19 protein-coding genes and 2 riboswitches are annotated in these 23,449 nt (G+C 67.0%); of the genes, 13 read left to right on the top strand and 6 right to left on the bottom strand.

Annotated elements, in window-relative coordinates; translation table 11 throughout:
• Positions 1-83 precede the first annotated feature (83 nt).
• Together rpsO and I5803_RS00505 are read right to left on the bottom strand one after the other, a co-directional pair.
• Entirely contained in the window at positions 84-347 is a 264-nt protein-coding gene (gene rpsO, locus I5803_RS00510) for a 30S ribosomal protein S15 (protein ID WP_196984473.1), read from the bottom strand.
• Positions 348-431: 84 nt separating this feature from the next.
• Positions 432-1,589 (bottom strand): pyridoxal phosphate-dependent aminotransferase, encoded by a 1,158-nt coding sequence (locus I5803_RS00505; protein WP_196984472.1) that lies wholly within the window; start codon positions 1,587-1,589, stop codon positions 432-434.
• Between the two features lie 62 nt (positions 1,590-1,651).
• Here I5803_RS00505 and I5803_RS00500 point away from each other — a divergent pair, with 62 nt between their 5' ends.
• On the top strand, positions 1,652-2,203 hold the full coding sequence (locus tag I5803_RS00500; protein ID WP_196984471.1) for a hypothetical protein: 552 nt from the start codon (positions 1,652-1,654) through the stop codon (positions 2,201-2,203).
• Between the two features lie 9 nt (positions 2,204-2,212).
• Here the strand turns inward: I5803_RS00500 and I5803_RS00495 are convergent, their stop codons facing one another.
• Positions 2,213-3,484, bottom strand: a complete 1,272-nt coding sequence (locus tag I5803_RS00495; protein WP_435520833.1) for a branched-chain amino acid ABC transporter substrate-binding protein — start codon at positions 3,482-3,484, stop codon at positions 2,213-2,215.
• A gap of 145 nt (positions 3,485-3,629) precedes the next feature.
• Here I5803_RS00495 and I5803_RS00490 point away from each other — a divergent pair, with 145 nt between their 5' ends.
• Positions 3,630-3,995, top strand: a complete 366-nt coding sequence (locus I5803_RS00490; RefSeq protein ID WP_196984469.1) for an Hsp20/alpha crystallin family protein — start codon at positions 3,630-3,632, stop codon at positions 3,993-3,995.
• A 6-nt stretch (positions 3,996-4,001) separates the two neighbouring features.
• Here the strand turns inward: I5803_RS00490 and tsaD are convergent, their stop codons facing one another.
• A complete protein-coding gene (gene tsaD / locus I5803_RS00485; protein WP_196984468.1) occupies positions 4,002-5,030 on the bottom strand; it encodes a tRNA (adenosine(37)-N6)-threonylcarbamoyltransferase complex transferase subunit TsaD in 1,029 nt (342 codons plus the stop codon).
• 65 nt (positions 5,031-5,095) lie between these two features.
• On the opposite strand from tsaD, the gene I5803_RS00480 reads away from it, so the two are divergent.
• The 9 genes from I5803_RS00480 to cobA all read left to right on the top strand — a co-directional run bounded on the left by I5803_RS00480 (position 5,096) and on the right by cobA (position 16,981).
• Complete coding sequence (locus I5803_RS00480) at positions 5,096-6,322, top strand: nitrate regulatory protein (protein WP_196984467.1); 1,227 nt, start codon at positions 5,096-5,098, stop codon at positions 6,320-6,322.
• 256 nt (positions 6,323-6,578) lie between these two features.
• Positions 6,579-7,892 (top strand): ABC transporter substrate-binding protein, encoded by a 1,314-nt coding sequence (locus I5803_RS00475; RefSeq protein WP_196984466.1) that lies wholly within the window; start codon positions 6,579-6,581, stop codon positions 7,890-7,892.
• A gap of 9 nt (positions 7,893-7,901) precedes the next feature.
• Positions 7,902-8,759 carry a nitrate ABC transporter permease gene (ntrB, locus tag I5803_RS00470; protein WP_196984465.1) on the top strand — a complete coding sequence of 286 codons (858 nt, stop codon included), beginning with the start codon at positions 7,902-7,904 and terminating at the stop codon, positions 8,757-8,759.
• Between the two features lie 11 nt (positions 8,760-8,770).
• Positions 8,771-9,622: an ABC transporter ATP-binding protein gene (locus tag I5803_RS00465; protein ID WP_435520832.1), complete on the top strand. Its 852-nt coding sequence runs from the start codon at positions 8,771-8,773 to the stop codon at positions 9,620-9,622.
• Positions 9,623-9,644: 22 nt separating this feature from the next.
• Positions 9,645-12,092, top strand: a complete 2,448-nt coding sequence (gene nirB, locus I5803_RS00460) for a nitrite reductase large subunit NirB (RefSeq protein ID WP_354001605.1) — start codon at positions 9,645-9,647, stop codon at positions 12,090-12,092.
• 2 nt (positions 12,093-12,094) lie between these two features.
• Positions 12,095-12,448, top strand: a complete 354-nt coding sequence (gene nirD / locus I5803_RS00455; protein WP_196988411.1) for a nitrite reductase small subunit NirD — start codon at positions 12,095-12,097, stop codon at positions 12,446-12,448.
• On the top strand, positions 12,445-15,237 hold the full coding sequence (locus I5803_RS00450; protein ID WP_196984464.1) for a nitrate reductase: 2,793 nt from the start codon (positions 12,445-12,447) through the stop codon (positions 15,235-15,237). Before nirD ends, I5803_RS00450 begins: the two co-directional genes overlap by 4 nt.
• A 53-nt stretch (positions 15,238-15,290) precedes the next feature.
• Positions 15,291-16,217 carry a DNA-binding protein YbiB gene (gene ybiB / locus I5803_RS00445; RefSeq protein ID WP_196984463.1) on the top strand — a complete coding sequence of 309 codons (927 nt, stop codon included), beginning with the start codon at positions 15,291-15,293 and terminating at the stop codon, positions 16,215-16,217.
• Positions 16,214-16,981, top strand: coding sequence for a uroporphyrinogen-III C-methyltransferase (gene cobA, locus I5803_RS00440; RefSeq protein WP_196984462.1), 768 nt, complete (start codon positions 16,214-16,216; stop codon positions 16,979-16,981). The genes ybiB and cobA overlap by 4 nt, the downstream gene beginning before the upstream one ends.
• 197 nt (positions 16,982-17,178) lie before the next feature.
• Here the strand turns inward: cobA and I5803_RS00435 are convergent, their stop codons facing one another.
• Complete coding sequence (locus I5803_RS00435) at positions 17,179-19,647, bottom strand: glycoside hydrolase family 5 protein (protein WP_196984461.1); 2,469 nt, start codon at positions 19,645-19,647, stop codon at positions 17,179-17,181.
• Between the two features lie 230 nt (positions 19,648-19,877).
• Here I5803_RS00435 and I5803_RS00430 point away from each other — a divergent pair, with 230 nt between their 5' ends.
• On the top strand, positions 19,878-20,456 hold the full coding sequence (locus tag I5803_RS00430) for a peroxidase-related enzyme (RefSeq protein ID WP_196984460.1): 579 nt from the start codon (positions 19,878-19,880) through the stop codon (positions 20,454-20,456).
• Positions 20,457-20,583: 127 nt separating this feature from the next.
• On the opposite strand, the gene I5803_RS00425 is transcribed toward I5803_RS00430, so the two are convergent.
• A complete protein-coding gene (locus tag I5803_RS00425) occupies positions 20,584-21,366 on the bottom strand; it encodes an SDR family oxidoreductase (protein ID WP_196984459.1) in 783 nt (260 codons plus the stop codon).
• Between the two features lie 137 nt (positions 21,367-21,503).
• Here I5803_RS00425 and I5803_RS00420 point away from each other — a divergent pair, with 137 nt between their 5' ends.
• Entirely contained in the window at positions 21,504-23,201 is a 1,698-nt protein-coding gene (locus tag I5803_RS00420) for an electron transfer flavoprotein-ubiquinone oxidoreductase (protein ID WP_196984458.1), read from the top strand.
• A gap of 8 nt (positions 23,202-23,209) precedes the next feature.
• A riboswitch (glycine riboswitch) is annotated at positions 23,210-23,301 on the top strand.
• 12 nt (positions 23,302-23,313) lie between these two features.
• A riboswitch (glycine riboswitch) is annotated at positions 23,314-23,437 on the top strand.
• Positions 23,438-23,449: the final 12 nt, after the last annotated feature.

The following is a 23,449-nucleotide window of genomic DNA, read 5'->3' as shown; positions in this document are numbered from 1 at the left end:
TTCGTCTTGCCTGTCTCCGAAGTCAAAAGCGCCTGAGCTAGCGTGGTACTAACTCAGGCGCTCGTGTTTGTTGAAAGCCCGGCTTACTTGCGCAGGCCCAGCTTGCCGATCAGCGCGGTGTAGCGCTCGGCGTCCTTGTCCTTCAGGTACGACAGCAGGCTCTTGCGGCGGTTGACCATGCGCAGGAGGCCGCGGCGGCCATGGTGGTCCTTGGCGTGCGTCTTGAAGTGGGGGGTGAGTTCGTTGATGCGGGCGGTCAGCAGGGCAACCTGGACTTCGGGGCTGCCGGTGTCGCTCGCGCTGCGGGCGTTGGCCTTGACGACCTCGGCCTTGTTGATGGCGGTCATGGGATTTCCTTGTATTGGGTTTGACTTGCGTGGGCTGCTGGAATGGCTGCCCACGTGCGCTTCGCGGGATGCAAAGCCTTGGAATTATACAACGCGCAGCCAGGACTGCAGGCGCCGCGCGCCCTCCTCCAGCCTGGAGAGGTCTTTTGAAGCGAAACACCAGCGCAGCCACCCCTGCGCTTCGGGGGCGAAGGCATTGCCCGGCGCAAGGCCGATACCCGCTTCGGCCACCAGCCGCTTGGCCGTCGCCAGGGAGTCGCCGAACCCCTCGAGCTGGAAGAACGCGTACATGCCCCCGGGAGCCGCCTGGACTTTCACCTGCGGGAGTGCCTGCAACAGGGGTACCAGGGTGTCGCGGCACGCCTTCAGGTGCGCCACCACCCGTGGGGTCACCTCTTCCGTGCGCTCCATCGCCACGACGCCCGCGCGCTGGATGAAGACGCTGGTGCAGGACGTATTGAATTCGATGAGCTTGCCCATGTGGTGCGTGACGGAGGTCGGCATCACGAGCCAGCCCAAACGCCATCCGGTCATGAGGAAGCTCTTGGAGAAGCTGTGCGCGACGACCAGGCGGTCGTCCGGCAGGGCCACGTCCAGGAAACTCGGGGCGCACCGGTTGGCCGAGGGCTCGTAGTAGAGGCGCTCGTAGACCTCATCCGCCAGGATCCAGGTGCCCGTCTTGCGGCAATGTTCCAGGATCGCCTGCTGCTCGCCACGCGTGAGCGTCCAACCGGTGGGGTTGTTCGGCGCGTTGATGATGAGCAGCTTCGTCAACGGCGTCACGGCATCCAGCAGCGCCTGCACGTCCAGCGTCCAGCGCCCGCCCTCCGGCCGCAGCGAGACGCGCTTGAGCCGCGCCCCCAGGATCAGCGGCTGGGCCGTCAGATTCGGCCACACCGGCGTCACGCAGACGACTTCGTCCCCCCCGTCCACGAGCGCCTGCACGGCCAGCATCAGCGCATTCACGCCGCCCGAGGTGATGGCGATCCGGTCGACCCCGACGCGTGGATGCAGTGCGCTGGTATACCGGGCGACGGCCTCGCGCAGTTCGGGCAGCCCCAGGTTGTGCGAGTAGAACGTCTCGCCCTTCGCGAGCGATTCCATGGCCGCGTCGCGGATGAACTGGGGCGTGACTTCGTCGCTTTCGCCGAACCAGAAGGGCAGGACGTCCGCCCTCCCCATGCCGGCATTGGCGACTTCACGGATGCGGGATTCTTCGAGGTTCTGGACGGCTTGGCGCATCCGGCGAGTATCCGTGAGAAGGGAATTGCCTTCCCCGCCGCGGTGGTGATACATTTTGTGACATGAACCCGCAGTCCTCCGGCCCCTCCACCCGGCCCTCGTCCGTCCTGCCCTCCGAAGCCGAACAGGAACTCAAGCGCGAACTCCTTCGCGTGGTCCTCGCCAAGACGCTCAAGAAGAGCGGCATCCCGCCCCAGTGGATCAGCGTCGAGATGAACGCGATGACGCAGCCCTCGGGAGAGGTCTGGATCGAGATCAATTTCTCGCTGCAGATCGACGAACCCCGGTTCCTCACCTACATCTCGTCCTTCCAGGCGGAATTCGAGCGCCGGCTCCTGGAGATCGCCCCGGACGCCCGGCAATGGCTGTCGCGCATGGCGTGGACCGTCACGCCCGACCCGATCTACGAGGCCGCCCTGCCCTCCCCCGGCTACTGGGAGACCGTGATGGCGGATCGCGAACTGACGGCCCGGCAAAAGGGGGGCAAAGGGTGGGATCGCGAAAGCCTGGCTCGGCATTTCTCGGACACGAACCCCGGCGACATGGTCGTGGACTTCAAAAATACGCAGCCGCCGGACCGCAACATCGAGAACCTCGCGCCGCCCAAGCGCTGAGCCGCGCGATCAGTCGAAGCGCACCATCTTGCAGCTCGTGGGCAGCTCGGCTTGCGCCGGCCCCAGCTGGCGGATCACGCGAAAGCCGAAGCCCGAGCCTTCGACGTCGAACTTCACGCCCGGGCTGCCCTGACGGTCCATGACGCCCACGACCAGCGACTGCTGGAACTGGTGGTCGGCCGCGCGCATGGCGCCGCGCTGGCCGTGGAAATTCACGCTGGCTTTCTCCAGCGCCAGCACCACCGGCACGGCTTCGGTCGAACCGGCCTTCTCGATGGCCTGCGCGAGCGCCTCGATCATCAGGTGCATGCGCATGTGGACGTAGTCGTCCGCGGGATTCGGGAAGCGCTGGCGGAACGACTGGTAGAAGGCCTCGCTCTGCGGCGTGGGCACGTTCGGCAGCCAGTCCGCCACCGCGACGATGCGCCCGGTCCCGGCGTCCCCGATCGCCGCCGGCGCACCCAGCGCGTTGCCGTAGAACGTGTAGAACTTGCCTTCGAACCCGGCCTCCCGCGCGGCCTTCACGAGCAGCGTGAGGTCATTGCTGAAGTTGCCGGTGATCACCGCGTCGGCGCCGCTCGCCTTGATCTTCGCGGCATAGGGCGCGAAGTCCTTCACGCGCAGCAGCGGATGCAGCTCGTCGCCCACGATGTGCACGTCCGGCCGCTGCACGCCGAGCTGTCGCCGCGCCTCGCGCAGCACCGATTGGCCGAAACTGTAGTCCTGCCCGATCAGGTAGGCGCTTCTGACGGAACGATCATCCTTGAGCACCTGCATCAGCGCGGCCATGCGCATGTCCGAATGCGCGTCGAAGCGGAAGTGCCAGAAGCTGCAACGCTCGTTGGTGAGCGCGGGGTCCACCGCGGAATAGTTGAGGAACACGACGCGCCGCTGCGGCTCGCGCTCGTTGTGCTTGCTCACCGCGTCGATCAGCGCCGCCGCAACCGCCGACGAGTTGCCCTGCACGATGAACTGCGCGCCGTCGTCGATGGCCGAGCGCAGCGTGGAGAGCGCCTCCTCGATCTGGCCCTTGCTGTCGTATCGGGTGAGCACCAGCGGCCGCGCGCCGCCGGCCAGCTTCACGCCGCCGCGTGCATTCACGCGTTCCACCGCCCACGCCAGGTTGCGCAGCACCGCCTCGCCGCCGTTCGCGTTACCGCCCGACAGGCCTTCGATCATCGCGATCCTGACCGGCACCGCCGCGACCTGCGGCCACGCGAGGGCGGGAGCAAATAGCGTTGCCCCCAACGATTTCAAGACCTGCCGGCGCTGAATTTTCACTGACCCATCTCCCTTGAAAAGTGGTGCCGCGGCTGCAAGTGTGAGCCATGCGGCGGTCACGGTTGAACGCCGCGGAGTGTAGAGGACACGCGGTTGCAGATACCGACGCCCTCGCCCCCTTTTTCATTCAGCCCAGGAGATGACCATGTTTTTCGCACCCGTCGTTCGCACCCGCGCCTACACCCCGTCCCACCGCTCGTTCGACCGCAGCTTCGAGCGCTTCTTCAATGACGCCACCTTCGGCCTGAAGGTCGAGCAGGACGACAAGGCGTTCACCGTCACGCTCGACGTCCCCGGCGTCTCCCGCGAAGACCTCTCGATCAGCATCGAGGACAGCATCGTTCGCATCGAGACGAAGGCCGAAGCCAAGCGCCAGTACAAGGCCGCCTACGAACTGCCGGCGGAACTCGACGCCGAAACCTCAAGCGCCGAACTGAAGGACGGCGTCCTGACGCTCACGCTGGTCAAGAGCGTGCCGGTGAGCAAGGCCCGCACGATCGAAGTCAAGTAAGCAGGACTACAGCTCGGCCAGCGGCCACCGCGGTTTCACGTCGAAGGCGTAGACCGCGGTGGCCGCTTGCACGTTGGCCTGCAGCCGCATCGCCGCGGCCATCGCGATCATCGCGCCGTTGTCGGTGCAGAAATCCAGCTCAGGGTAATGCACGCGGACACCACGCTTCGCGCACGCCGCATTCAATTCGGACCGCAGCAGCCGGTTCGCACCCACCCCACCGGCCACGACGATGCGGCGCAGCCCGCTGCGATCCAGCGCCGCGAGCGACTTCTTCACCAAGACGTCGACGATCGCCGCCTGCGTGGACGCCGCGAGGTCCGCCTTGCGTGCTTCGAGCTCGTCTCCCAGCTTCTTCGCCTGCGTGAGCACAGCGGTCTTCAGTCCCGCGAAAGAAAAATCCAAGTCGCCGCTGTGCAGCAAGGGACGCGGCAGCTTGAACGCCGCCGGGTCCCCGCTTTCGGCCAGGCGCGAGAGCCCGGGCCCGCCCGGGTACGGCAGCCCCAGCAACTTGGCCGATTTATCGAAAGCTTCGCCCGCCGCGTCGTCGATCGTCTCCCCCAGCAATTCGTAGCGCCCCACGCCGTCCACGCGCATGAGCTGCGTGTGGCCGCCGGAGACGAGCAGCGCAATGAACGGAAACTCCGGCGGGTCCGCGCTGAGGAAGGGCGACAGCAGGTGGCCTTCGAGGTGGTGCACGCCAAGGACAGGCTTGCCCAGCGCCGCACCGAGCGCACAGGCGACCCCCGACCCGACGAGCAAGGCGCCGGCGAGCCCCGGGCCGCGCGTGTACGCAATGACGTCCAGCTCGGCCTTGGCGACTCCGGCCCGCTCCAGCACCTGCTCCGCCAGCGGCAGCACGCGGCGGATGTGGTCGCGGCTCGCCAGCTCCGGCACCACGCCGCCATAGGCCTGGTGCATGACGATCTGCGTGTGCAGCGCCTGCGCCAGCAGCACGGGCACGCCCGCAGCGCGCGTTTCCACCAGCGCCACGCCCGTCTCGTCGCACGACGATTCGATTCCCAGTACCTTCATGCCGACGAGTCTAATCGCCGCCCCTTTTTCCCTCGTGCGGCACGGTTGTTGCTGAATCACGGCCGATGAAGTCCGGACTCAGCTACCTGCTCGCCGCACGCCAGTGCGAAATCGACGAGCTCGAACGCCTCGCGCGGACGAGCGAACTCGTGGGTGTGATCGGGCGCTTCAACCACGCCCTGCAGCGCGAGCGCGGCATCTCCAACATCTACCTCGCCTCGCGCGGCGAGCGATTCGGCGACATGCGCGTGCAGCAGATGGCGCAGTGCGACGCGCTGCAGCGCGAGACCATCGAGAGCTTCGAGCGCCTGGGCGCCGACGGGCAGCGCGTGCAGAACGGCGCGCGCCTCTTTCACCGCGTGGCCGTCGTGCTGCAGGCGCTGGACGGCCTGCCGGAGCTGCGCTCGCGCGTCGCCACTCAGGCCATGACCCCGCGCGGGGCGACCGAGGCCTATGCGCGGCTCGTCGCCGGCCTGCTCGCCGTGGTGTTCGAAGCGGCCGACAGTGCCGGCGACCCGGAAATCTCCCGCGCGCTGGTGGCGATGTTCAACTACATGCAGGGTAAGGAATTCGCGGGGCAGGAGCGCGCGTTCGGCTCGGCGACCTTCGCCAGCGGCCGCATCGACGCGCCCGGGCAGCGCGAATGGCGCCACCTCATCGAGCAGCAGCAGCAGTGCTTCCAGGTCTTCGCGGACTTCGCCGACGCGCAGGCCGTCGCGGCCGAGCACGCCAGCCACGACGACCGCACGCTCGCGCAACTCGAGCGCCTGCGCCGGGTCGGGTGGGCGCTGGCCGACGGGCCCGCCGAAAGCGGGGCCGTGCTGGTCTGGTACGACTGCTGCACCCAGCGGCTCGACGCCATGCGCGCCATCGAGGACCTGCTGGCCGCCAACCTGCGGCGCTTGTGCGAGCGCAAGATCGCCGAAGCGCGCGACGCGCTGCGCAACCAGAAGGCCGTGATGGACGGCCTGCACCGGCAGGCCGGCGCGCAGGACGCGTCCGGACTGGCGCGCTTCGGCCCCCAATTGGAGCGCTCGGTCTTCGACCTGGTGCAGGAGCAGTCCCGTCGCCTGCAGGCGATGAGCGACGAGCTCGACACGGTGCGCGGCGCACTCAATGAGCGCAAGGTGGTCGAGCGGGCCAAGGGCCTGCTCATGGCGCACCGGCAACTGAGCGAGGAGGAGGCCTATAAGAGCCTGCGGCAGATGGCCATGAACCAGAAGCGCCGCCTCGTGGATGTCGCGGAGGCCGTCCTCGCGATGGCCGACATGCTGCCCGGCCGCCCGCGCTGACCCCTGCATCGATTCGCGCACGCAAAGCGTGCCCCGGAATCCACCGCGCACCCCAAATGCGTGCGCTACGATCTCGCGCCCGCAGGTAGGCGAAGCTGGCACGGTCCCTGCATGTCCTGCTCCATGGTTAGGCGCCAACGGCGGCGCCCGAGGACATTCCTCACAACCCGGACAACGGCGTCCATTCCCGAGTTGCACATGTGCGACTGCTGGGGTGGACGCCTTTTTGTTTTTTTGGCTACCGATGGAGCTCACGATGCAAGGCAATTCTTCAGGCAAGACCGCGCAACTCTCGCGCCGTACCGTGATCAAGGGCGCCGCGGCGCTCGGGGGCGCGAGCCTCGTGGCGGGCTTCGCGCCCCGGGTCCACGCGCAGGGGACCACGCTGGAAACCAAGGCCGCCAAGCTCGGTTTCATCGCGCTCACCGACGCCGCGCCCCTCTTCGTCGCCGACGAGAAGGGATTCTTCAAGAAGCACGGCATGACGGAAGTCGAGGTCGCCAAGCAATCATCCTGGGGCGCCACGCGCGACAACCTCGTGCTGGGATCCAAATCCGGCGGCATCGACGGCGCGCACATCCTCACGCCCATGCCCTACCTCATCAGCACGGGCGCCGTCACCGCGAACAACGTGCCGGTGCCGATGAACATCCTGGCGCGCCTGAACCTCGGCGGCCAGGGCATCTCGGTCGCCAACGAATACAAGGACCTGAAGGTCGGCCTGGACAACAAGGAGTTCGGCAAGGCCCTGCTCGCCAAGCGCCTGAAGACCGGCAAGCCGGTGAACGCCGCGATGACGTTCCCCGGCGGCACGCACGACCTGTGGATCCGCTACTGGATGGCCGCCGGCGCCGTCGATCCCAACCGTGACATCACGACCATCGTGGTGCCGCCGGCGCAGATGGTCGCCAACATGAAGGTGGGAAGCATGGACACCTTCTGCGTCTGCGAGCCCTGGAACCGGCAACTGATCAACCAGAAGATCGGCTATACCGCGCTCACGACCAGCGAACTCTGGATGAACCATCCGGAGAAGGCCTTCGCGATGCGCGCGGACTACGTCGCCGCCAATCCCAACGCGACCAAGGCACTGCTGAAGGCCATCATGGAAGCGCAGATGTTCTGCGAAGACCCGAAGAACCGCGCCGAAGTCGCCGAGATCTGCTCGCGCCGCCGCTGGATCAGCGCGCCGGTGGAGGACATCGTCGACCGCATCAAGGGCGACTTCGACTATGGCACGGGCCGCGTCGAATCCAACAGCAAGTACCAGATGCGCTACTGGAAGGACAACGCGTCCTACCCCTACCAGAGCCACGACCTGTGGTTCCTCACCGAGAACCAGCGCTGGGGCTACCTGCCGCCCAACCTGGACACCAAGTCGCTCATCGCCAAGGTGAACCGCGAGGACATCTGGCGCGCCGCGGCGAAGGAGCTGGGCGTCGCCGCGAAGGACATCCCCACGTCCACGTCGCGGGGTGTCGAGAAATTCTTCGACGGCAAGGTGTTCGACCCGGCCAACCCGAAGAAGTACCTCGACAGCCTGGCGATCAAGAACATCAAGTCGGCGTAAGGGGCAGGCATGAACGCGATCACCACCGCCCTGCCGCTCGCCGATGCACCCCGCGCCAAGCCCGGGATGGCGGCGCTGAAGAACACGGGCAAGTACCTGGCGACCCACGTCCTGCCGCCCATCATCGTGATCGGCCTGCTGCTGGTCATCTGGCAGCTGCTGGGCTCGCGCCCCGGCGCGTCGCTGCCGCCGCCCAGCAAGGTGGTGCAGGACACCTGGGAGCTGATCGTGCACCCCTTCTACGACCGCGGCGGCAACGACGTCGGCATCGCGTGGCAGCTCATCGCGAGCCTGAAGCGCGTGGCCTTCGGTTACTCCATCGCCGTCGTGGTGGGCGTGAGCCTGGGCGTGCTGGTGGGCCAGTCGACCTGGGCGCTGCGCGGGCTCGACCCCCTGTTCCAGGTACTGCGCACCGTGCCGCCGCTCGCGTGGCTGCCGATCTCGCTGGCCGGCTTTCGCGACGGGCACCCTTCCGCGATCTTCGTCATCTTCATCACGTCGATCTGGCCGATCATCATCAACACCTCGATCGGCATCCGCAACATCCCCGAGGACTACCGCAACGTCGCGAAGGTGATCCGCCTGAACGGCATCGAGTACTTCGTGAAGATCATGCTGCCCGCCGCGGCGCCCTTCATCTTCTCCGGGCTTCGCATCGGCGTGGGCCTGTCCTGGCTCGCGATCATCGCGGCGGAAATGCTGATCGGCGGCGTGGGCATCGGCTTCTTCATCTGGGACGCGTGGAACTCCTCGCGCATCAGCGACATCATCCTCGCGCTCGTCTACGTCGGGATCATCGGCTTCCTGCTCGACCGCATCGTCGCCTTCATCGGAAGAAAGATCACCCGCGGCACCTCCGCGAGCTGAAAGGAACCGCCATGAGCAACACCAACGCCTACCTCACCCTTTCGCAGGTCGACATGGTCTTCGGCAACGGGCCGTCCGCCAACCCCGTGCTGAGCGGCATCGACCTCGCGATCCAGCGCGGCGAATTCATCTCGCTCATCGGCCACTCGGGATGCGGCAAGTCGACGGTGCTCAACATCGTCGCCGGCCTGCTGCGCGCAACCTCGGGCGGCGTGATCCTCGACAACCGCGAGGTGAACGCCCCCGGGCCGGATCGCGCGGTGGTGTTCCAGAACCACTCGCTACTGCCCTGGCTCACGGTCTACCAGAACGTCGAGATCGCCGTCGACAAGATCTTCCGCGAAACGAAGACGGCAGCCGAGCGCAAGGAATGGATCCTGCGCAACCTGGAGATGGTGAGCATGTCGCACGCGCTCAACCGCCTGCCTTCGGAAATCTCCGGCGGCATGAAGCAGCGCGTGGGCATCGCCCGCGCGCTCGCGATGGAGCCCAAGGTGCTGCTGCTCGACGAGCCCTTCGGCGCGCTGGACGCGCTCACGCGCGCGCACCTGCAGGACGAGGTGATCCGCATCCAGTCGGAGCTGGGCAATACCGTGATGATGATCACGCACGACGTGGACGAAGCCGTGCTGCTCTCCGACCGCGTGGTGATGATGACGAACGGGCCGTCGGCCACCATCGGGCAGATCCTGCCGATCGACCTGCCGCGCCCGCGCAACCGCATCCAGCTCGCGGAGGACCGCACCTACAACCATTGCCGCCAGGAAATCCTCACCTTCCTGTACGAGAAGCAACGCAAGGTCGAGCCCATTGCCGCGGCGCGGGCCAGGCCCGCCGCGGCCGAAGTCGCCCTGCGGGCCTGAACGCAACCCAAGGGAGAGCGAAGTGAAGAAATCGAAACTCGTGATGATCGGCAACGGCATGGCCGGCGTGCGCACGCTCGAGGAGCTCCTGAAGGTCGCGCCCGAGCTCTACGACATCAGCGTGTTCGGCGCGGAGCCGCACCCGAACTACAACCGCATCCTGCTGTCGCCGGTACTTGCAGGCGAGCAGACCGTCGACGAGATCATCCTCAACTCCTGGGAGTGGTATGCGGAGAACCACATCCGCCTGCACGCCGGCAAGAAGGTGGTGGAAGTGGACCGCGTCCGCCGCATCGTGCGCGCGGAGGATGGCACCGAGGAGGAATACGACCGCCTGCTGATGTGCACAGGCTCCAACCCCTTCATCCTGCCGGTGCCGGGCAAGGACCTGCAGGGCGTCATCGCCTACCGCGACATCGCGGACACCAACGCGATGATCGAGGCGTCGACGAAGTACAAGAAGGCCGTGGTCATCGGCGGCGGCCTGCTCGGGCTGGAAGCGGCCAACGGGCTGATGCTGCGCGGCATGGACGTCACCGTGGTGCATGTCATGCCCTGGCTGATGGAGCGCCAGCTCGACGACGTGGCAGGCAAGCTGCTGCAGAAGTCGCTGGAAGACCGCGGCCTGAAATTCATGATCGGCGCGCAGACGCAGGAGCTGGAAGGCGGGCCCGACGGGCGCGTGACCGCCATCAGGTTCAAGGACGGGACCCGGGTGGAGACAGACCTGGTGGTGATGGCAGTGGGCATCAGGCCCAACACGCAGCTCGCCGAGAGCATGCGCCTGCATTGCAACCGCGGCATCGTGGTCAACGACACGATGCAGACCGTGACGGATGCGCGCATCTACTCGGTCGGCGAGTGCGCGGCGCACCGCGGCATCGCCTACGGGCTGGTGGCGCCCCTCTTCGAACAGGCGAAGGTGGCGGCGAACCACCTCGCCCGGTTCGGCATCGGCCGCTATACCGGCTCGCTCACCTCGACCAAGCTGAAGGTGACGGGCATCGATCTTTTCTCCGCCGGCGAGTTCATGGGCGGCGAAGGCACGGAAGAGATCGTGATGAGCGATCCCTTCGGCGGCGTCTACAAGAAGCTGGTGCTCAAGGACGACAAGCTGGTGGGTGCCTGCCTCTACGGCGACACGGTGGACGGCAGCTGGTACTTCAAGCTGCTGCGCGACGGCCGCAACGTGAGCGACATCCGCGACAAGCTGATGTTCGGCGAATCGAGCCTCGGCGACGCGGGCCATGAGGGCCACACCAAGGCGGCCTCCATGCCCGACGACGCGGAAGTGTGCGGCTGCAACGGCGTGAACAAGGGCACGATCTGCAAGGCGATCAAGGAGAAGGGCCTGTTTACCATCGACGAGGTGAAGAAGCACACCAAGGCGAGCGCGAGCTGCGGCTCGTGCACGGGGCTCGTGGAGCAGATCCTCATGTTCACCGCCGGCGGCGACTACTCCGCCGCGCCGAAGAGGAAGGCGATGTGCGGGTGCACCGACCACAGCCACCAGGAGGTGCGCGAAGCGATCAGGACGAACCACCTGCTCGCGATCGCGGACACGATGAAGTTCATGGAATGGCGCACGCCCAACGGCTGCGCAAGCTGCCGCCCCGCGATCAACTACTACCTGCTGTCCACCTGGCCCAAGGAGGCGAAGGACGATCCGCAGAGCCGCTACATCAACGAGCGCAGCCACGCCAACATCCAGAAGGACGGCACCTACTCGGTGATCCCGCGCATGTGGGGCGGCGAGACGACGGCCGACGAGCTGCGCCGCATCGCCGACGCGGTGGACAAGTACAAGATCCCGACGGTGAAGGTCACGGGCGGCCAGCGCATCGACCTGCTGGGCGTGAAGAAGGAAGACCTGCAGGATGTGTGGAAGGACATCGGCATGCCGTCCGGCCACGCCTATGCCAAGGCGCTGCGCACGGTGAAGACCTGCGTGGGCTCCGAGTGGTGCCGTTTCGGCACGCAGGACAGCACGCAGATGGGCAAGGACCTGGAGCGCGCGCTCTGGCGCATGTACGCGCCGCACAAGGTGAAGCTCGCCGTGTCGGGCTGCCCGCGCAACTGCGCGGAGTCGGGCATCAAGGACGTGGGCGTGATCGGCGTCGACTCCGGCTGGGAAATCTATGTCGGGGGCAACGGCGGCATCAAGACCGAGGTGGCCCACTTCTTCGTCAAGCTCAAGACCGCGCAGGAAGTGCTCGAGTACAGCGGCGCCTTCCTGCAGCTCTACCGCGAAGAGGGCTGGTACCTCGAGCGCACCGTGCACTACATCAACCGCGTCGGCCTGGACTACGTGAAGAAGAAGGTGCTGGATGACGCGGAAGGCCGCAAGGCCTTGTGGGAGCGCCTGCAGTTCAGTTTGGATGGCGAGCCCGACCCCTGGTTCGAGCACGACAAGGCGTCCGTGGACACGCGGCAGTTCATCAAGATCGCGCCGGTGGAGCAGACGGCATGAACATGAAGGACTGGACCGTGATCTGCCGCGTCGACGACATCCCCGTGCTGGGATCGCGGCGCGTCGCGCGCCCGCTCGGCACCGACGTGGCCGTGTTCCGCAACGACCAGGACCAGGTGTTCGCGCTGCTGGACCGGTGCCCGCACAAGGGCGGCCCGCTGTCGCAGGGCATCGTCTTCGGCACGAGCGTCGCCTGCCCGCTGCACAACTGGACCATCGGCCTGGACGACGGTTGCGCCAAGGCGCCCGACGAGGGATGCACCCAGAAATTCTCCTGCAAGGTCGAGGCGGGCCGGGTGCTGATGGACCCGGTGGAACTCGCGACGCTGGCGACCGACACCGCCACCGCCGGATGACGCAGGAGACCCGTTCCACCTGCCCGTACTGCGGGGTCGGCTGCGGGGTCATCATCGAGAGCGACGGCGCGCAGATCACCGGCGTGCGCGGCGACCCGGACCATCCCGCCAACTTCGGCAAGCTGTGCTCCAAGGGCTCCACGCTGCACCTCACGGCCGCGGCGGCGGTGACGCAGCAGGTGCGCCTCCTGCACCCGATGCGGCGCGAGCACCGCGGCGAACGTGCCACGCGCGTGTCCTGGGACCAGGCGCTGGGCTTCGCGACGGAAACCTTCGCGCAGGTGATCCGCGCGGACGGCCCGGACGCGGTGGGCTTCTACATCTCCGGCCAGCTGCTCACCGAGGACTATTACGTCTTCAACAAGCTGGCCAAGGGCCTCATCGGCACCAACAACATCGACACCAATTCGCGGCTGTGCATGAGCAGCGCGGTGGCGGGCTACAAGATGACGCTCGGCGCGGACGCGCCGCCGAGCTGCTACGACGACGTGAACCACGCGGGCTGCATCTTCATCGCCGGCAGCAACGCGGCGTGGGCGCACCCGGTGCTGTTCCGCCGCATCGAGGAGGCGCGCGCCGCCAACCCGGCGATGAAGATCGTCTGCTGCGACCCGCGCCGCACCGACACCGCGGATATCGCGGACCTGTTCCTCGCGATCCAGCCCGGCACCGACGTGATGCTCTTCCACGGCATGCTGCACGTCATGCTGTGGGAAGGCTGGGTGCGGCATGACTGGATCGGCCGGCACACCAGCGGCTTCGACGAGCTGAAGGCCACGGTGCGCGACTGCACGCCCGACAGCGTCGCGCAGGTGTGCGGCATCCGCAAGGAAGACCTGCTGGAGGCCGCACGCCTCTTCGCGACGTCGCCTGCCACGCTCAGCCTCTATTGCCAGGGCCTGAACCAGTCGACGAGCGGCACGGCGAAGAATGCGGCGCTCATCAACCTGCACCTCGCCACCGCGCAGATCGGCCGGCCGGGCGCAGGACCGTTCTCGCTCACGGGCCAGCCCAACGCGATGGGCGGGCGCGAAGTCGGCGGACTGGCCAACCTGCTGTCCGCGCATCGCGACCTCGCGAACCCGCAGCACCGCGCCGAAGTGGCGGCGCTGTGGGGCGTCCCGTCCGTGCCGGAGAAGCCGGGCAAGACGGCGGTGGAGATGTTCCAGGCCGCGGCCGACGGCGAGATCAAGGCGCTGTGGATCGCGTGCACGAACCCCGCGCAGTCCATGCCCGATCAGGCCACCGTGCGCCGTGCGCTCGAGCGCGCGGAATTCGTCGTGGTGCAGGAGGCCTTCCTCACGACGGCGACCTGCGACTATGCGGACCTGCTGCTGCCGGCCACCACCTGGGGAGAGAAGACCGGCACCGTCACCAACAGCGAGCGCCGGATCAGCCGCGTGCGGCCCGCAGTGCCGCCGCCGGGCAGCACGCGCCACGACTGGGCGATCGCCGTCGACTTCGCGCGCCGGCTGGAGCGCAAGCTGCGGCCCGGCATCGCCACCCTCTTCCCCTACTCGACGACCGCACCGGAAGCGGGCGTGGAAGCCGTGTGGAACGAGCACCGCGAGTCCACGCGCGGCCGCGACCTCGACATCACGGGCATGAGCTATGCGCTGCTGGAGAAGGCGCCGCTGCAGTGGCCGATGCGAAGCGGCGAAGCACAGGGCAAGCTGCGCCTGTACGAAGACGGCATCTTTCCCACGCCCGACGGCAAGGCGCGTTTCGCGAACGTGACCTACCGCCCCGTCGCGGAGCCGCGCGAATCGCGCTTCCCTTTCTCCCTCACGACCGGGCGCCTGCGCGACCAGTGGCACGGCATGAGCCGCACCGGCACGCTCGGACGCCTGTTCGGGCATGTCGCCGAGCCCTCGGTGCAGATGAATCCGCAGGACATGCAGCGCCGCGGCCTCGCCGAGGGCGACCTCGTGCACCTCACGAGCAAGCGCGGCTCCATCGTGGTGCCGGTGCAGGGTACGGAGCAGGTGGGATTGAGCCAGGCGTTCATGGCGATGCACTGGGGCGGTGAATACCTGGGGGGCCTCTCCAACACGGGCCAGCCGCTGGCGGGCGTGAATGCGCTCACCACCTCCGCGTTCTGCCCGACGTCGAAGCAGCCGGAACTCAAGCACGCCGCCGTGAAGATCCTCAAGGCGGAGCTGCCCTGGTCGCTGCTGGCGGTGGCCTGGCTGCCGGAAGGATCCGCCCTGCATGTGCGCGAAGAACTCCGGCAGGTCATGGCGCTGTTTCCGTTTTCGTCGTGCGTGCCGTTCGGCCGCGAGCGTGCCGGGGTGCTGCTGCGGGCCGCCGGCCACGAGGCCCCGCCCGATGCGGTGATGGACCGCATCGAGCACCTGTTCGGCGTGGCGGGCGCCGATGCGCTGCGCTATGCCGACCGCAGGAAGGGCCAGCGGCGCGCGATGCGCCTCGTGCGCCACGGCGATGAAGCGCGGCTGGAAGGTTTCGTCCTGGCGGGCGACACGAGCGCCCAGGCGTGGATCAAGACGCTGCTGCAGGACGAACTGCCCGCGCAGGCCTACGGCCGGCTGCTGCTCGTACCCGGCGCGAAGACACCGGTCGCCGTCCAGTCGCGCGGAAAGCAGGTCTGTACCTGCTTCAACGTGACCGACATGGCCATTTCGGCGCAACTGGCCGAGGGAACCGGCAGCGAGCAGGAGCGGCTTGATTCGCTTCAAGCTGCATTGCAGTGCGGCACCAATTGCGGCTCCTGCCTCCCCGAGTTGAAGCGAATGGTGCGCGCCTCCATGCCGCTGCCGCAGGCCGCCTAGGTGCGATTCACCTAATAGCTTCAGGTCATGAAGCTTGGCGGACAATGAACCCCATGGGCATCAGCCAGTACATCAAGGAGATCGGCCGCGGCAAGCAGGGCGCGCGCCCGCTCACGCGCGAACAGGCGGCAGACCTGTTCGGGCAGGTGCTGGATGGCACGGTGACCGACCTGGAGATCGGCGCGTTCTGCCTGTCCATGCGCATCAAGGGCGAGACGGCCCAGGAGATGGGCGGCTTCCTCGATGCCACCTACGCACGCATCCGGAAGATTCCCGCGGGCGCCAAGCCGCTGGTCGTGCTCCCCAGCTACAACGGCGCGCGCAAGTTGCCCGTGCTCACGCCGCTGCTCGCGCTGCTGGTCGCACGCGCGGGGCTGCCGGTGGCGATCCACGGCACCAGCACGGAGACCACGCGCGTGGCCGTGCCCAAGGTGATGCAGGAACTCGGGCTGCACCCGCTCGAAGCGGTGCGCGCCATCGAGCCCGGCGAGGCCGTGTTCATCCCGACCGAGCTGCTGTGCCCCGGCCTGAAGCGCCTGCTCGACGTGCGCCGCGTCGTGGGCCTGCGCAATTCCGCGCACAGCCTCGTCAAGCTCATGAATCCCTGCGCCGGCCCCGCGGTGGTCGTGAGCAGCTATACGCACCCCGAATACGCGATCTCCATGGCCGAAGTGTTCGAACTGATGGGCTCGACGGCCTTGCTGCTGCGGGGAACGGAGGGAGAGGTCGTCGCGGACGCCCGGCGCCTGCCGCAGATGGACGGGTTCATCGCCGGACGCCGTGTCGCGCTGCAGGAAGGCAGGAAAGGGACGCTCACCGACCTGCCCGACCTGCCGAAGGACACGGCACCTGAAACGACCGCCGCCTATATCCGCGACGTCCTCGCGGGAACCCGTCCCGTGCCCTCCTCCATGGCGCTCCAGGTGGAACATATCTTGCATCTCGCTGACGCAGCCACCACAACGATTCGAGACATATGAACACCGGTCAAGTCACCCTCGTCGGCGCCGGCCCCGGCGACCCCGAACTCCTCACCATCAAGGCGATGCGCGCCATCCAGGCTGCCACCGTGCTGCTGGTCGACGACCTCGTCAGCCCGGAGATCGTCGCCCTCGCTTCGCCGCACGCCCGCGTCGTCCACGTGGGCAAGCGCGGCGGCTGCAAGAGCACGCCGCAGGCCTTCATCGAGAAGCTGATGGTGATGGCCGCCAAGGAAGGCGAAACCGTCGTGCGGCTGAAGGGCGGCGACCCGTTCATCTTCGGCCGCGGCGGCGAGGAGGTCGAGCATCTTCGAGCCGCGGGCGTCGACGTGCATGTGGTGAACGGCATCACCTCCGGCCTCGCGGCGGTGACTTCGCTGGGCGTGCCCCTCACGCACCGCGAGCATGCCCATGGCGTCGTGTTCGTCACGGGCCACGCGCAACCGGGCACGCAGGGGCCGGACTGGCGCGCGCTGGCGGCGACGGCACGCGATGCGCGCCTGACGCTGGTGATCTACATGGGCGTGAGTGGCGCGGGCCGCATCCAGGAGGGCCTGCTCAGCGCCCTGCCCGCTTCCACCCCGGTCGCGATCGTGCAGCGCGCGAGCCTGCCCGATCAGCGGCATGCGGTGACGACCCTCGGCGAACTGCAATCGACGATCGCGCGCGAAGCACTCGCGAGTCCGTCCGTCATCGTCGTCGGCGACGTGATCCGCGGTGTGGCTGTGGCGGCCGAGCAGGTCCGGAACATTCGGGCGGCTTGAAAGCGAACGGCCGGACGCAGAATTCGCAGAAGTTGCGCAGAAGAAGCCCAAAAATAATTCAATTGATATTTTCTGAATTCAGTTCTGCGTAACTTCTGCGAATTCTGCGTCCGGTCTTCGGATCAAAAGCAAAACGCCCCACCCCCCGTTTCCGGAAGGTGGGGCGACGTGTGTGACAGCGTCTATTTCTTAAAGGTTCACAGGCTCATGCCGGCCAGGCTGCCGACATAGCGCTCCATCACCAGCAGCTCGGCGGCCGTCGGCGCGCCGCGCCCGGTGACGACGGCCTTGATGTAGCCGCCGAACCCGGTCTGCGGGTAGAAGTTGCTGAAGCCCCAGCCCAGGAGCATCTGGTCGAAAGAGGCGGTCGGCAGCGGCGTCGCCGAGGTGCCCACCACGTTCTTGTTCAGGCGCAGAGCCTGCGCACCGGAGGCGGACGTCATCGTGACCACGTTCGGCGTGTTGGGCGCGAGTGCCGTGGGGCTCGTGATCGTCACGGCCTGGCCGGCGGCGTTCGTCCACTTGGCCTGCGGGCGGCTGGCGTCGAAGTTGATCTCCGCCGCCTGCGATCCCTGCGCATAGGACGCCTGGAACATCGTGCCGCTGCAGGAAGGCGTGGGCACGCCCACGGCTGCGATCACGAAGTGCGCGTCCTGCAGGTCGTAAGGCACGCGGTTGCGCGGGTTCGGGTTGGAACCGGCGACCGGCGTCTGCTTGCGGCACCACAGGCCGTAGGTGTCCGGCTGCGTGTGGTCGGAGATCTTCAGGCCCGACACGTCGCGCAGGACGGGCGGGTGCTGCACGCCACCCGAACCCGGGCGGTCCGTGTTGGTCCAGTTGATCATCTCCATCGCGTTGCTCGCGCTGGACGCGTAGCCCGAATCGGACACCGCGCGCAGCGGCTGGCCGGTGCCCGCGGGCACGCCGCTCAGGTAGTCCGTGTAGCCGTCGCCCATGTCCCACTTGGCGGCGCTGTACTTGGCGATGAGCGCCATGCCGGCGTCGGCGAGGCTGGTGGACGCGTAGGCGACGGGGTCCGTCAGTGCATAGACCTTGCGCGACGGCGGCGTGTTGAGGCCGCCGGACACGGCGCTGTACGACAGCGTGGTGACGCTGTTGGGCGCGGGCGTGAAGGTGTAGCTGTCGGAGCCGTTGGCGCCCGCGGGGATCGTGAGCGTCGTTTTGCTGAAGCTGCCGCCATTGCTGGAGGCCACGTTCAGCGTGACCGGCGTCGCGAGGTTGCCGCGCGCGAACACCGTGATGGTGACCGAGCCGCCGGCTGCCGCGTAACCGGGACCGCCGTCGAACAGGACGGCCTGGCTGATGCCTGCCGACTTCTTGAGCGGGCCGGCGGCCTGGGGTTCCAGCGTCTTGTTCTGGTACCAGCTGGGCACGTGGTTGATGCCGTTCGAGTGCAGAAGCCAGTGGCTGCCGCCGAGCCAATTGAAGACTTCGACGTTGTTGGCGTGCGCGTAGTCGACCATGCGCTGGTAGGACTCCTGCCAGCGGGCGTCGTCGATGGGCATGCCCGTTTCCGTCACCGCGAGCTTCACGCCCTTGGCAATGGACCAGTTGACGGCGATGCGCAGGCGCTCGAGGCCGGTGTTCAGCGTGATCGGCGCGTTGGCGACGCCGGCCGTGTAGCCCTTGGCGACTTCGGCGTCCCAGTCGAAGGACTGGCCGTTGCTGTAGGCGTCGAGGTAGCCGTGCACTTCGTACACGATGTTGGCGCCGGAGAGCGGCCAGCCGGGGTTGTTGTCGGCGATGGTGAACATCGCGCTGTAGTCGTTGCCGCCGAGGTAGATCGGGTTGGTCGGGTCGACGGCGCGGATGGCGTTGATCGCCTGCTGCGCGACCGTCGGCCAGATCGTCAGGTCTTCGCCGAAGCCTTGATAGGCTTCCACGAGTTCGCCCGGACGCGGCATGAAGTACGGCTCGTTCATGAGGCCGTAGCCGCCGAAGCCGGGGTGGTTCTTCACGTAGCCGGCGACGCCCGTCCAGAAGTTGCTAAGGTGCGCGGCGGTGAGCGTGGCGCCCGGGGCGGTCGCGAAGATGCGCGTGCGCACCTGGGCGTTGTCGGTCGTGTAGGCGCGGACCGTCGGGTCCGAGGGCTTCACGAGGCCGATCACCGAGCCGTCGGGCTGGTAGACGAAGTCGCGGTAGCGGCAATAGTTGTGCAGGTCGATGATGCACTTGATGCCGGCCGCGGCGTGCGCGTCCAGGATGTCCAGGATCTGCAGGCCGTAGCCGAGGTCGAAGCCGCCGGGCTGGCCGATGGCCGCCTTGGAGGCCGCGTTGGCGACAGTGTCGAACAGCATGGGCTGCAGCATTTCCCACTTGATGACCAGGCGGGTCTTGGTGATGCCCTGCGAGGCCAGGTAGGCGACGTCCTGCTTGCGCGGGACGGTGTAGTGGATGTTGGGGGCGGTGCCGCCGCCGAAGCGCATGCCGGTTTCGGCCCACTCCATGCCGGAGAGGTTCACGCCGATCGCGGGCGAAGCCGGGGCGCGCAGCGGGGCTGCGAGCGGCTTGGCCGCGGCGAGCGCGGTGGAACCGGCGCCGGAATCGGCAACTACGGCGGAATCCGCGCCGCCGCCGCAACCGGTGGCCGTAACGGCGACGGTGGCAGCCGCGAGGGCGGTCTTGTTGAAATCACGTCTTTGCATCTGGAAACTCCTCAGGCCGGGACCGGGCCGAATGAAACGGTGTACTGCTGACTTCGGGTGTGAAGGTGAGCCGGAGTATGGGTCTGCCGTATCGACTGTTGGGCCACTTCCCGGGGTTGGCTCAGCAAAATGGATGGGTTCCTACCGCCACGTCAGCGAACTCCCACAAGATCAGCGTGCTCTACCGCACATTCGCGTTACGCTTGGACGCAAAGCCCCTTGGAGACCCCATGAAAACCCAGCGATATCCCGCCCCCGAACTGAAGGATTTGCCCGAGGACATCCGCCTGCGCGTGCTCGAAGTGCAGGAAAAAGCGGGCTTCGTGCCCAACGTGTTCCTCGCGCTCGCGCGCCGCCCCGCGGAGTGGCGCGCTTTCTTCGCCTATCACGACGCCTTGATGCTGAAGGAGGAAGGCTCGCTCACCAAGGGCGACCGCGAGATGATCGTCACGGCGACGAGCGCCGCGAACAGCTGCCTGTACTGCGTCGTCGCGCATGGGGCGATCCTGCGGATCTACGAGAAGAAGCCGCTGGTGGCCGACCAGGTGGCGGTGAACTACCGCAAGGCGGACATTACCGACAGGCAGCGCGCGATGCTGGACTTCGCGATAAAGGTGTGCCTGGCGTCGCACGAAATCGGCGAGGAGGACTTCGCGCCCCTGCATGCGCACGGCTTCTCGGACGAGGACATCTGGGACATCGCGGCGATCACGGCATTCTTCGGGCTGTCGAATCGCATGGCGAGCTTCTCGAACATGCAGCCGAATCCGGAGTTTTACTTGATGGGTCGGGTGCCGAAGGCCAAATGAACTTGGCCGGACGCAGAATTCACGGAAGTTACGCAGAATGAATTCAAGAAAAATTCAAATGCATTTTTTCTGGGCTTCTTCTGCGTGACTTCCGCGAATTCTGCGTCCGGTACCCGCTTTCAAAAAGCTAAACCCCGAACCCGTCATCCGCCGCGATCACGGCCCCATTGATGAAATGGCTCTGGCTGCTCGCGAGCAGCACGACCAGCGCGTCCAGGTCCTCGGGCGATCCCACGCGTTTGCGCGGCAGCATCTGCATGAGTTTCTGCCCCTGCTCGGTCTGCCAGTGGTGATGATTGATCTCGGTGTCGATGTAGCCGGGGCAGATCGCATTCACGTTGATCTCGAAGCGGCCCCACTCCAGCGCCATCGCCTTGGTCATCTGCACCACCGCCGCCTTGCTCATGCAGTACGCGCCGATCTGCGGCAGCACCTTCAGGCCCGCCATCGACGCGATGTTGATGATCCGCCCGCCCGTATAGGTGCCCGGCGCCGCGCCGCGTGCGCGCGCCAGCATGCGCTTGCCGACTTCCTGCGCGACGAAGAACGCGCCCTTCACGTTCGTGTCGAAGATGAAGTCGTAGTCCTCCTCCGTCACGTCCTGGATGCGCTGTGTCGTGGACACGCCGGAGTTGTTCACGAGGATGTCGATGGAGCCGACTTCCGTTTCCGCGTGCGCCACCGCCGACTTGATGCTGTCGATGTCGGTGACGTCGAGCTGCGTCACGTGGGCGTCGCCGCCTTCGGCCTCGATCTGCGCGCGCAGCTCCTTGAGCTTCTCGATGCGGCGGCTCGCCAGCACGACGGCCGCGCCGGCGCGCGACAGCGTGCGCGCGAATTGCGCGCCCAGGCCGCTGGACGCGCCCGTGACGAAGGCGACGCGGCCCGATAGATCGATGCTGTAGCTCACTGGAGTCTCCTGCCCAAAATGTCTTTTCCGCCCCCGGGACGGCGGCGGCGAGAGAGGTGCGGCGCATAGAATCCACCTCATCGGCGAGTCCGCCCGGCCGCTCCCCGTTCGTCCAAATCATTATCAACGCAAGCCCCATGACACACGAAGAAATACTCGCCCAGTTCGGACCGCGCGAAGCCATGGAATACGACGTCGTCGTCGTCGGAGGCGGGCCCGCGGGCCTGTCCACCGCGATCCGCCTGAAGCAGCTCGCGGCGGAGCACGGCAAGGAGGTGTCCGTCGTCGTGCTGGAGAAGGGCTCGGAGCCGGGGGCGCACATCCTGTCGGGCGCAATCATGGATCCGCGCGCGCTCACGGAGCTCATCCCCGACTGGAAGGCACTCGGCGCGCCGCTGAACCAGCCGGTCACCGAGGACGCCATGATGTTCTTCGGCGAGAAGTCCGCGATCCGCACGCCGGGCTTCCTCTTGCCGCCGAACTTCCAGAACCACGGCAACTACGTCATCAGCCTGGGCAACCTCACGCGCTGGCTCGCGCAGCAGGCGGAGGGCCTGGGCGTGGAAATCTTTCCTGGCTTTCCCGCCGCCGAGGTGCTCTACAACGAGAACGGCTCCGTCAAGGGCGTCGCCACCGGGAACATGGGCGTGGGCAAGGACGGCGAGCCGACCGACAGCTTCCAGCTCGGGATGGAGCTGCACGCGAAGTACACGATCTTCGCGGAGGGCTCGCGCGGGCACCTGGGCAAGCAGCTCATCGCGCGCTTCAAGCTCGACGAGGGCCGCGACCCGCAGGCCTACGGCCTGGGCATCAAGGAGCTGTGGGAGATCGATCCCAAGCGCCACCAGCCCGGCTTCGTCATGCACACCGCCGGCTGGCCGCTGGACAACGACACCTACGGCGGCTCCTTCCTGTACCACATGGAAAACAACCAGGTGGTGATGGGATTCATCACCGGCCTCGACTATTCGAACCCGTACCTGAGCCCCTTCGAGGAATTCCAGCGCTGGAAGACGCACCCCAATGTCCGCTGGTACCTGGAAGGCGACGAGGCGCAGGGCATCAAGCCCGCCAAACGCGTGTCGTACGGCGCGCGCGCCATCACCGCCGGCGGTTTGCTGAGCCTGCCCAAGACGGTGTTTCCCGGCGGCGCGCTGGTGGGCTGCGACGCCGGCTACCTCAACGTCTCGCGCATCAAGGGCAGCCACGCCGCGATCAAGACGGGCATGCTCGCCGCCAAGGCGGCCTACGACGCCGTGACGAACGGGCGCCAGCACGACGAGCTCAGCGCGTACCCGGAGGCTTTCGAGAAGTCGTGGCTGCACGAGGAGCTGAACAAGGCGCGCAATTTCAAGAGCTGGTTCAAGCTGGGCCTGCTGCCCGCGACCGTGATGACGGGTATCGAGCAATTTGTGCTGCGCGGCCGCATGCCGTGGACGCGCCACCGCGACACGCCCGACCATGCGGCGCTGAAGCCGGCCGCCCAGTGCAAGCCGATCGTCTATCCAAAGCCGGACGGCAAGCTCACCTTCGACCGGTTGTCGTCGGTGTTCATTTCCAACACCAACCACGCGGAAGACCAGCCCGCGCACCTGACGCTCAAGGACAACTCCGTGCCCGTCCAGGTGAACCTCGCGAAATACGCGGGTCCCGAGGCGCGCTACTGCCCGGCCGGCGTCTACGAGTTCGTGAAGAACCCCGACGACACCGACCGCCTGCAGATCAACGCGCAGAACTGCGTGCACTGCAAGACCTGCGACATCAAGGACCCGACGCAGAACATCGTGTGGGTCACGCCGGAGGGCGGCGGCGGGCCGAATTACACGAATATGTGAGGCTATACTCCAACCCGTCAGGAGAGAGCCCCCGCAAGGGAGCCGCCGAAGGCGCAGGCGCATAGCCGAACGCTCAGGCAAACAGGACTGACAAGGCGCTTCCATCGCGGGGCGTCACCTTGCTGGAGAGAGGTCGCCGCCCCGCGGGGAAGGCGATCCACCGAAGGAGCAAACCCGCCGCATCCCCACGGATGAGGCGGGCGAATCTCTCAGGTAAAAGGGACAGCAGGGGCCGCCCATCGTGTGTA

Origin of the sequence: Caenimonas aquaedulcis, assembly GCF_015831345.1 — a bacterium.
Taxonomy (GTDB): domain Bacteria; phylum Pseudomonadota; class Gammaproteobacteria; order Burkholderiales; family Burkholderiaceae_C; genus Ramlibacter; species Ramlibacter aquaedulcis.
The sequence above is the reverse complement of the archived record's forward strand: the minus strand, read 5'-3'. Positions and strand labels throughout refer to the sequence as shown.

What these genes read in the sequence shown, in the direction of transcription:
- rpsO (WP_196984473.1), bottom strand. Translation starts at nt 347, where the DNA reads ATGACCGCCATCAACAAGGCCGAGGTCGTCAAGGCCAACGCCCGCAGC.
- I5803_RS00505 (WP_196984472.1), bottom strand. Translation starts at nt 1,589, where the DNA reads ATGCGCCAAGCCGTCCAGAACCTCGAAGAATCCCGCATCCGTGAAGTC.
- I5803_RS00500 (WP_196984471.1), top strand. Translation starts at nt 1,652, where the DNA reads ATGAACCCGCAGTCCTCCGGCCCCTCCACCCGGCCCTCGTCCGTCCTG.
- I5803_RS00490 (WP_196984469.1), top strand. Translation starts at nt 3,630, where the DNA reads ATGTTTTTCGCACCCGTCGTTCGCACCCGCGCCTACACCCCGTCCCAC.
- tsaD (WP_196984468.1), bottom strand. Translation starts at nt 5,030, where the DNA reads ATGAAGGTACTGGGAATCGAATCGTCGTGCGACGAGACGGGCGTGGCG.
- I5803_RS00480 (WP_196984467.1), top strand. Translation starts at nt 5,096, where the DNA reads ATGAAGTCCGGACTCAGCTACCTGCTCGCCGCACGCCAGTGCGAAATC.
- I5803_RS00475 (WP_196984466.1), top strand. Translation starts at nt 6,579, where the DNA reads ATGCAAGGCAATTCTTCAGGCAAGACCGCGCAACTCTCGCGCCGTACC.
- ntrB (WP_196984465.1), top strand. Translation starts at nt 7,902, where the DNA reads ATGAACGCGATCACCACCGCCCTGCCGCTCGCCGATGCACCCCGCGCC.
- I5803_RS00465 (WP_435520832.1), top strand. Translation starts at nt 8,771, where the DNA reads ATGAGCAACACCAACGCCTACCTCACCCTTTCGCAGGTCGACATGGTC.
- nirD (WP_196988411.1), top strand. Translation starts at nt 12,095, where the DNA reads ATGAAGGACTGGACCGTGATCTGCCGCGTCGACGACATCCCCGTGCTG.
- I5803_RS00450 (WP_196984464.1), top strand. Translation starts at nt 12,445, where the DNA reads ATGACGCAGGAGACCCGTTCCACCTGCCCGTACTGCGGGGTCGGCTGC.
- ybiB (WP_196984463.1), top strand. Translation starts at nt 15,291, where the DNA reads ATGGGCATCAGCCAGTACATCAAGGAGATCGGCCGCGGCAAGCAGGGC.
- cobA (WP_196984462.1), top strand. Translation starts at nt 16,214, where the DNA reads ATGAACACCGGTCAAGTCACCCTCGTCGGCGCCGGCCCCGGCGACCCC.
- I5803_RS00435 (WP_196984461.1), bottom strand. Translation starts at nt 19,647, where the DNA reads ATGCAAAGACGTGATTTCAACAAGACCGCCCTCGCGGCTGCCACCGTC.
- I5803_RS00430 (WP_196984460.1), top strand. Translation starts at nt 19,878, where the DNA reads ATGAAAACCCAGCGATATCCCGCCCCCGAACTGAAGGATTTGCCCGAG.
- I5803_RS00420 (WP_196984458.1), top strand. Translation starts at nt 21,504, where the DNA reads ATGACACACGAAGAAATACTCGCCCAGTTCGGACCGCGCGAAGCCATG.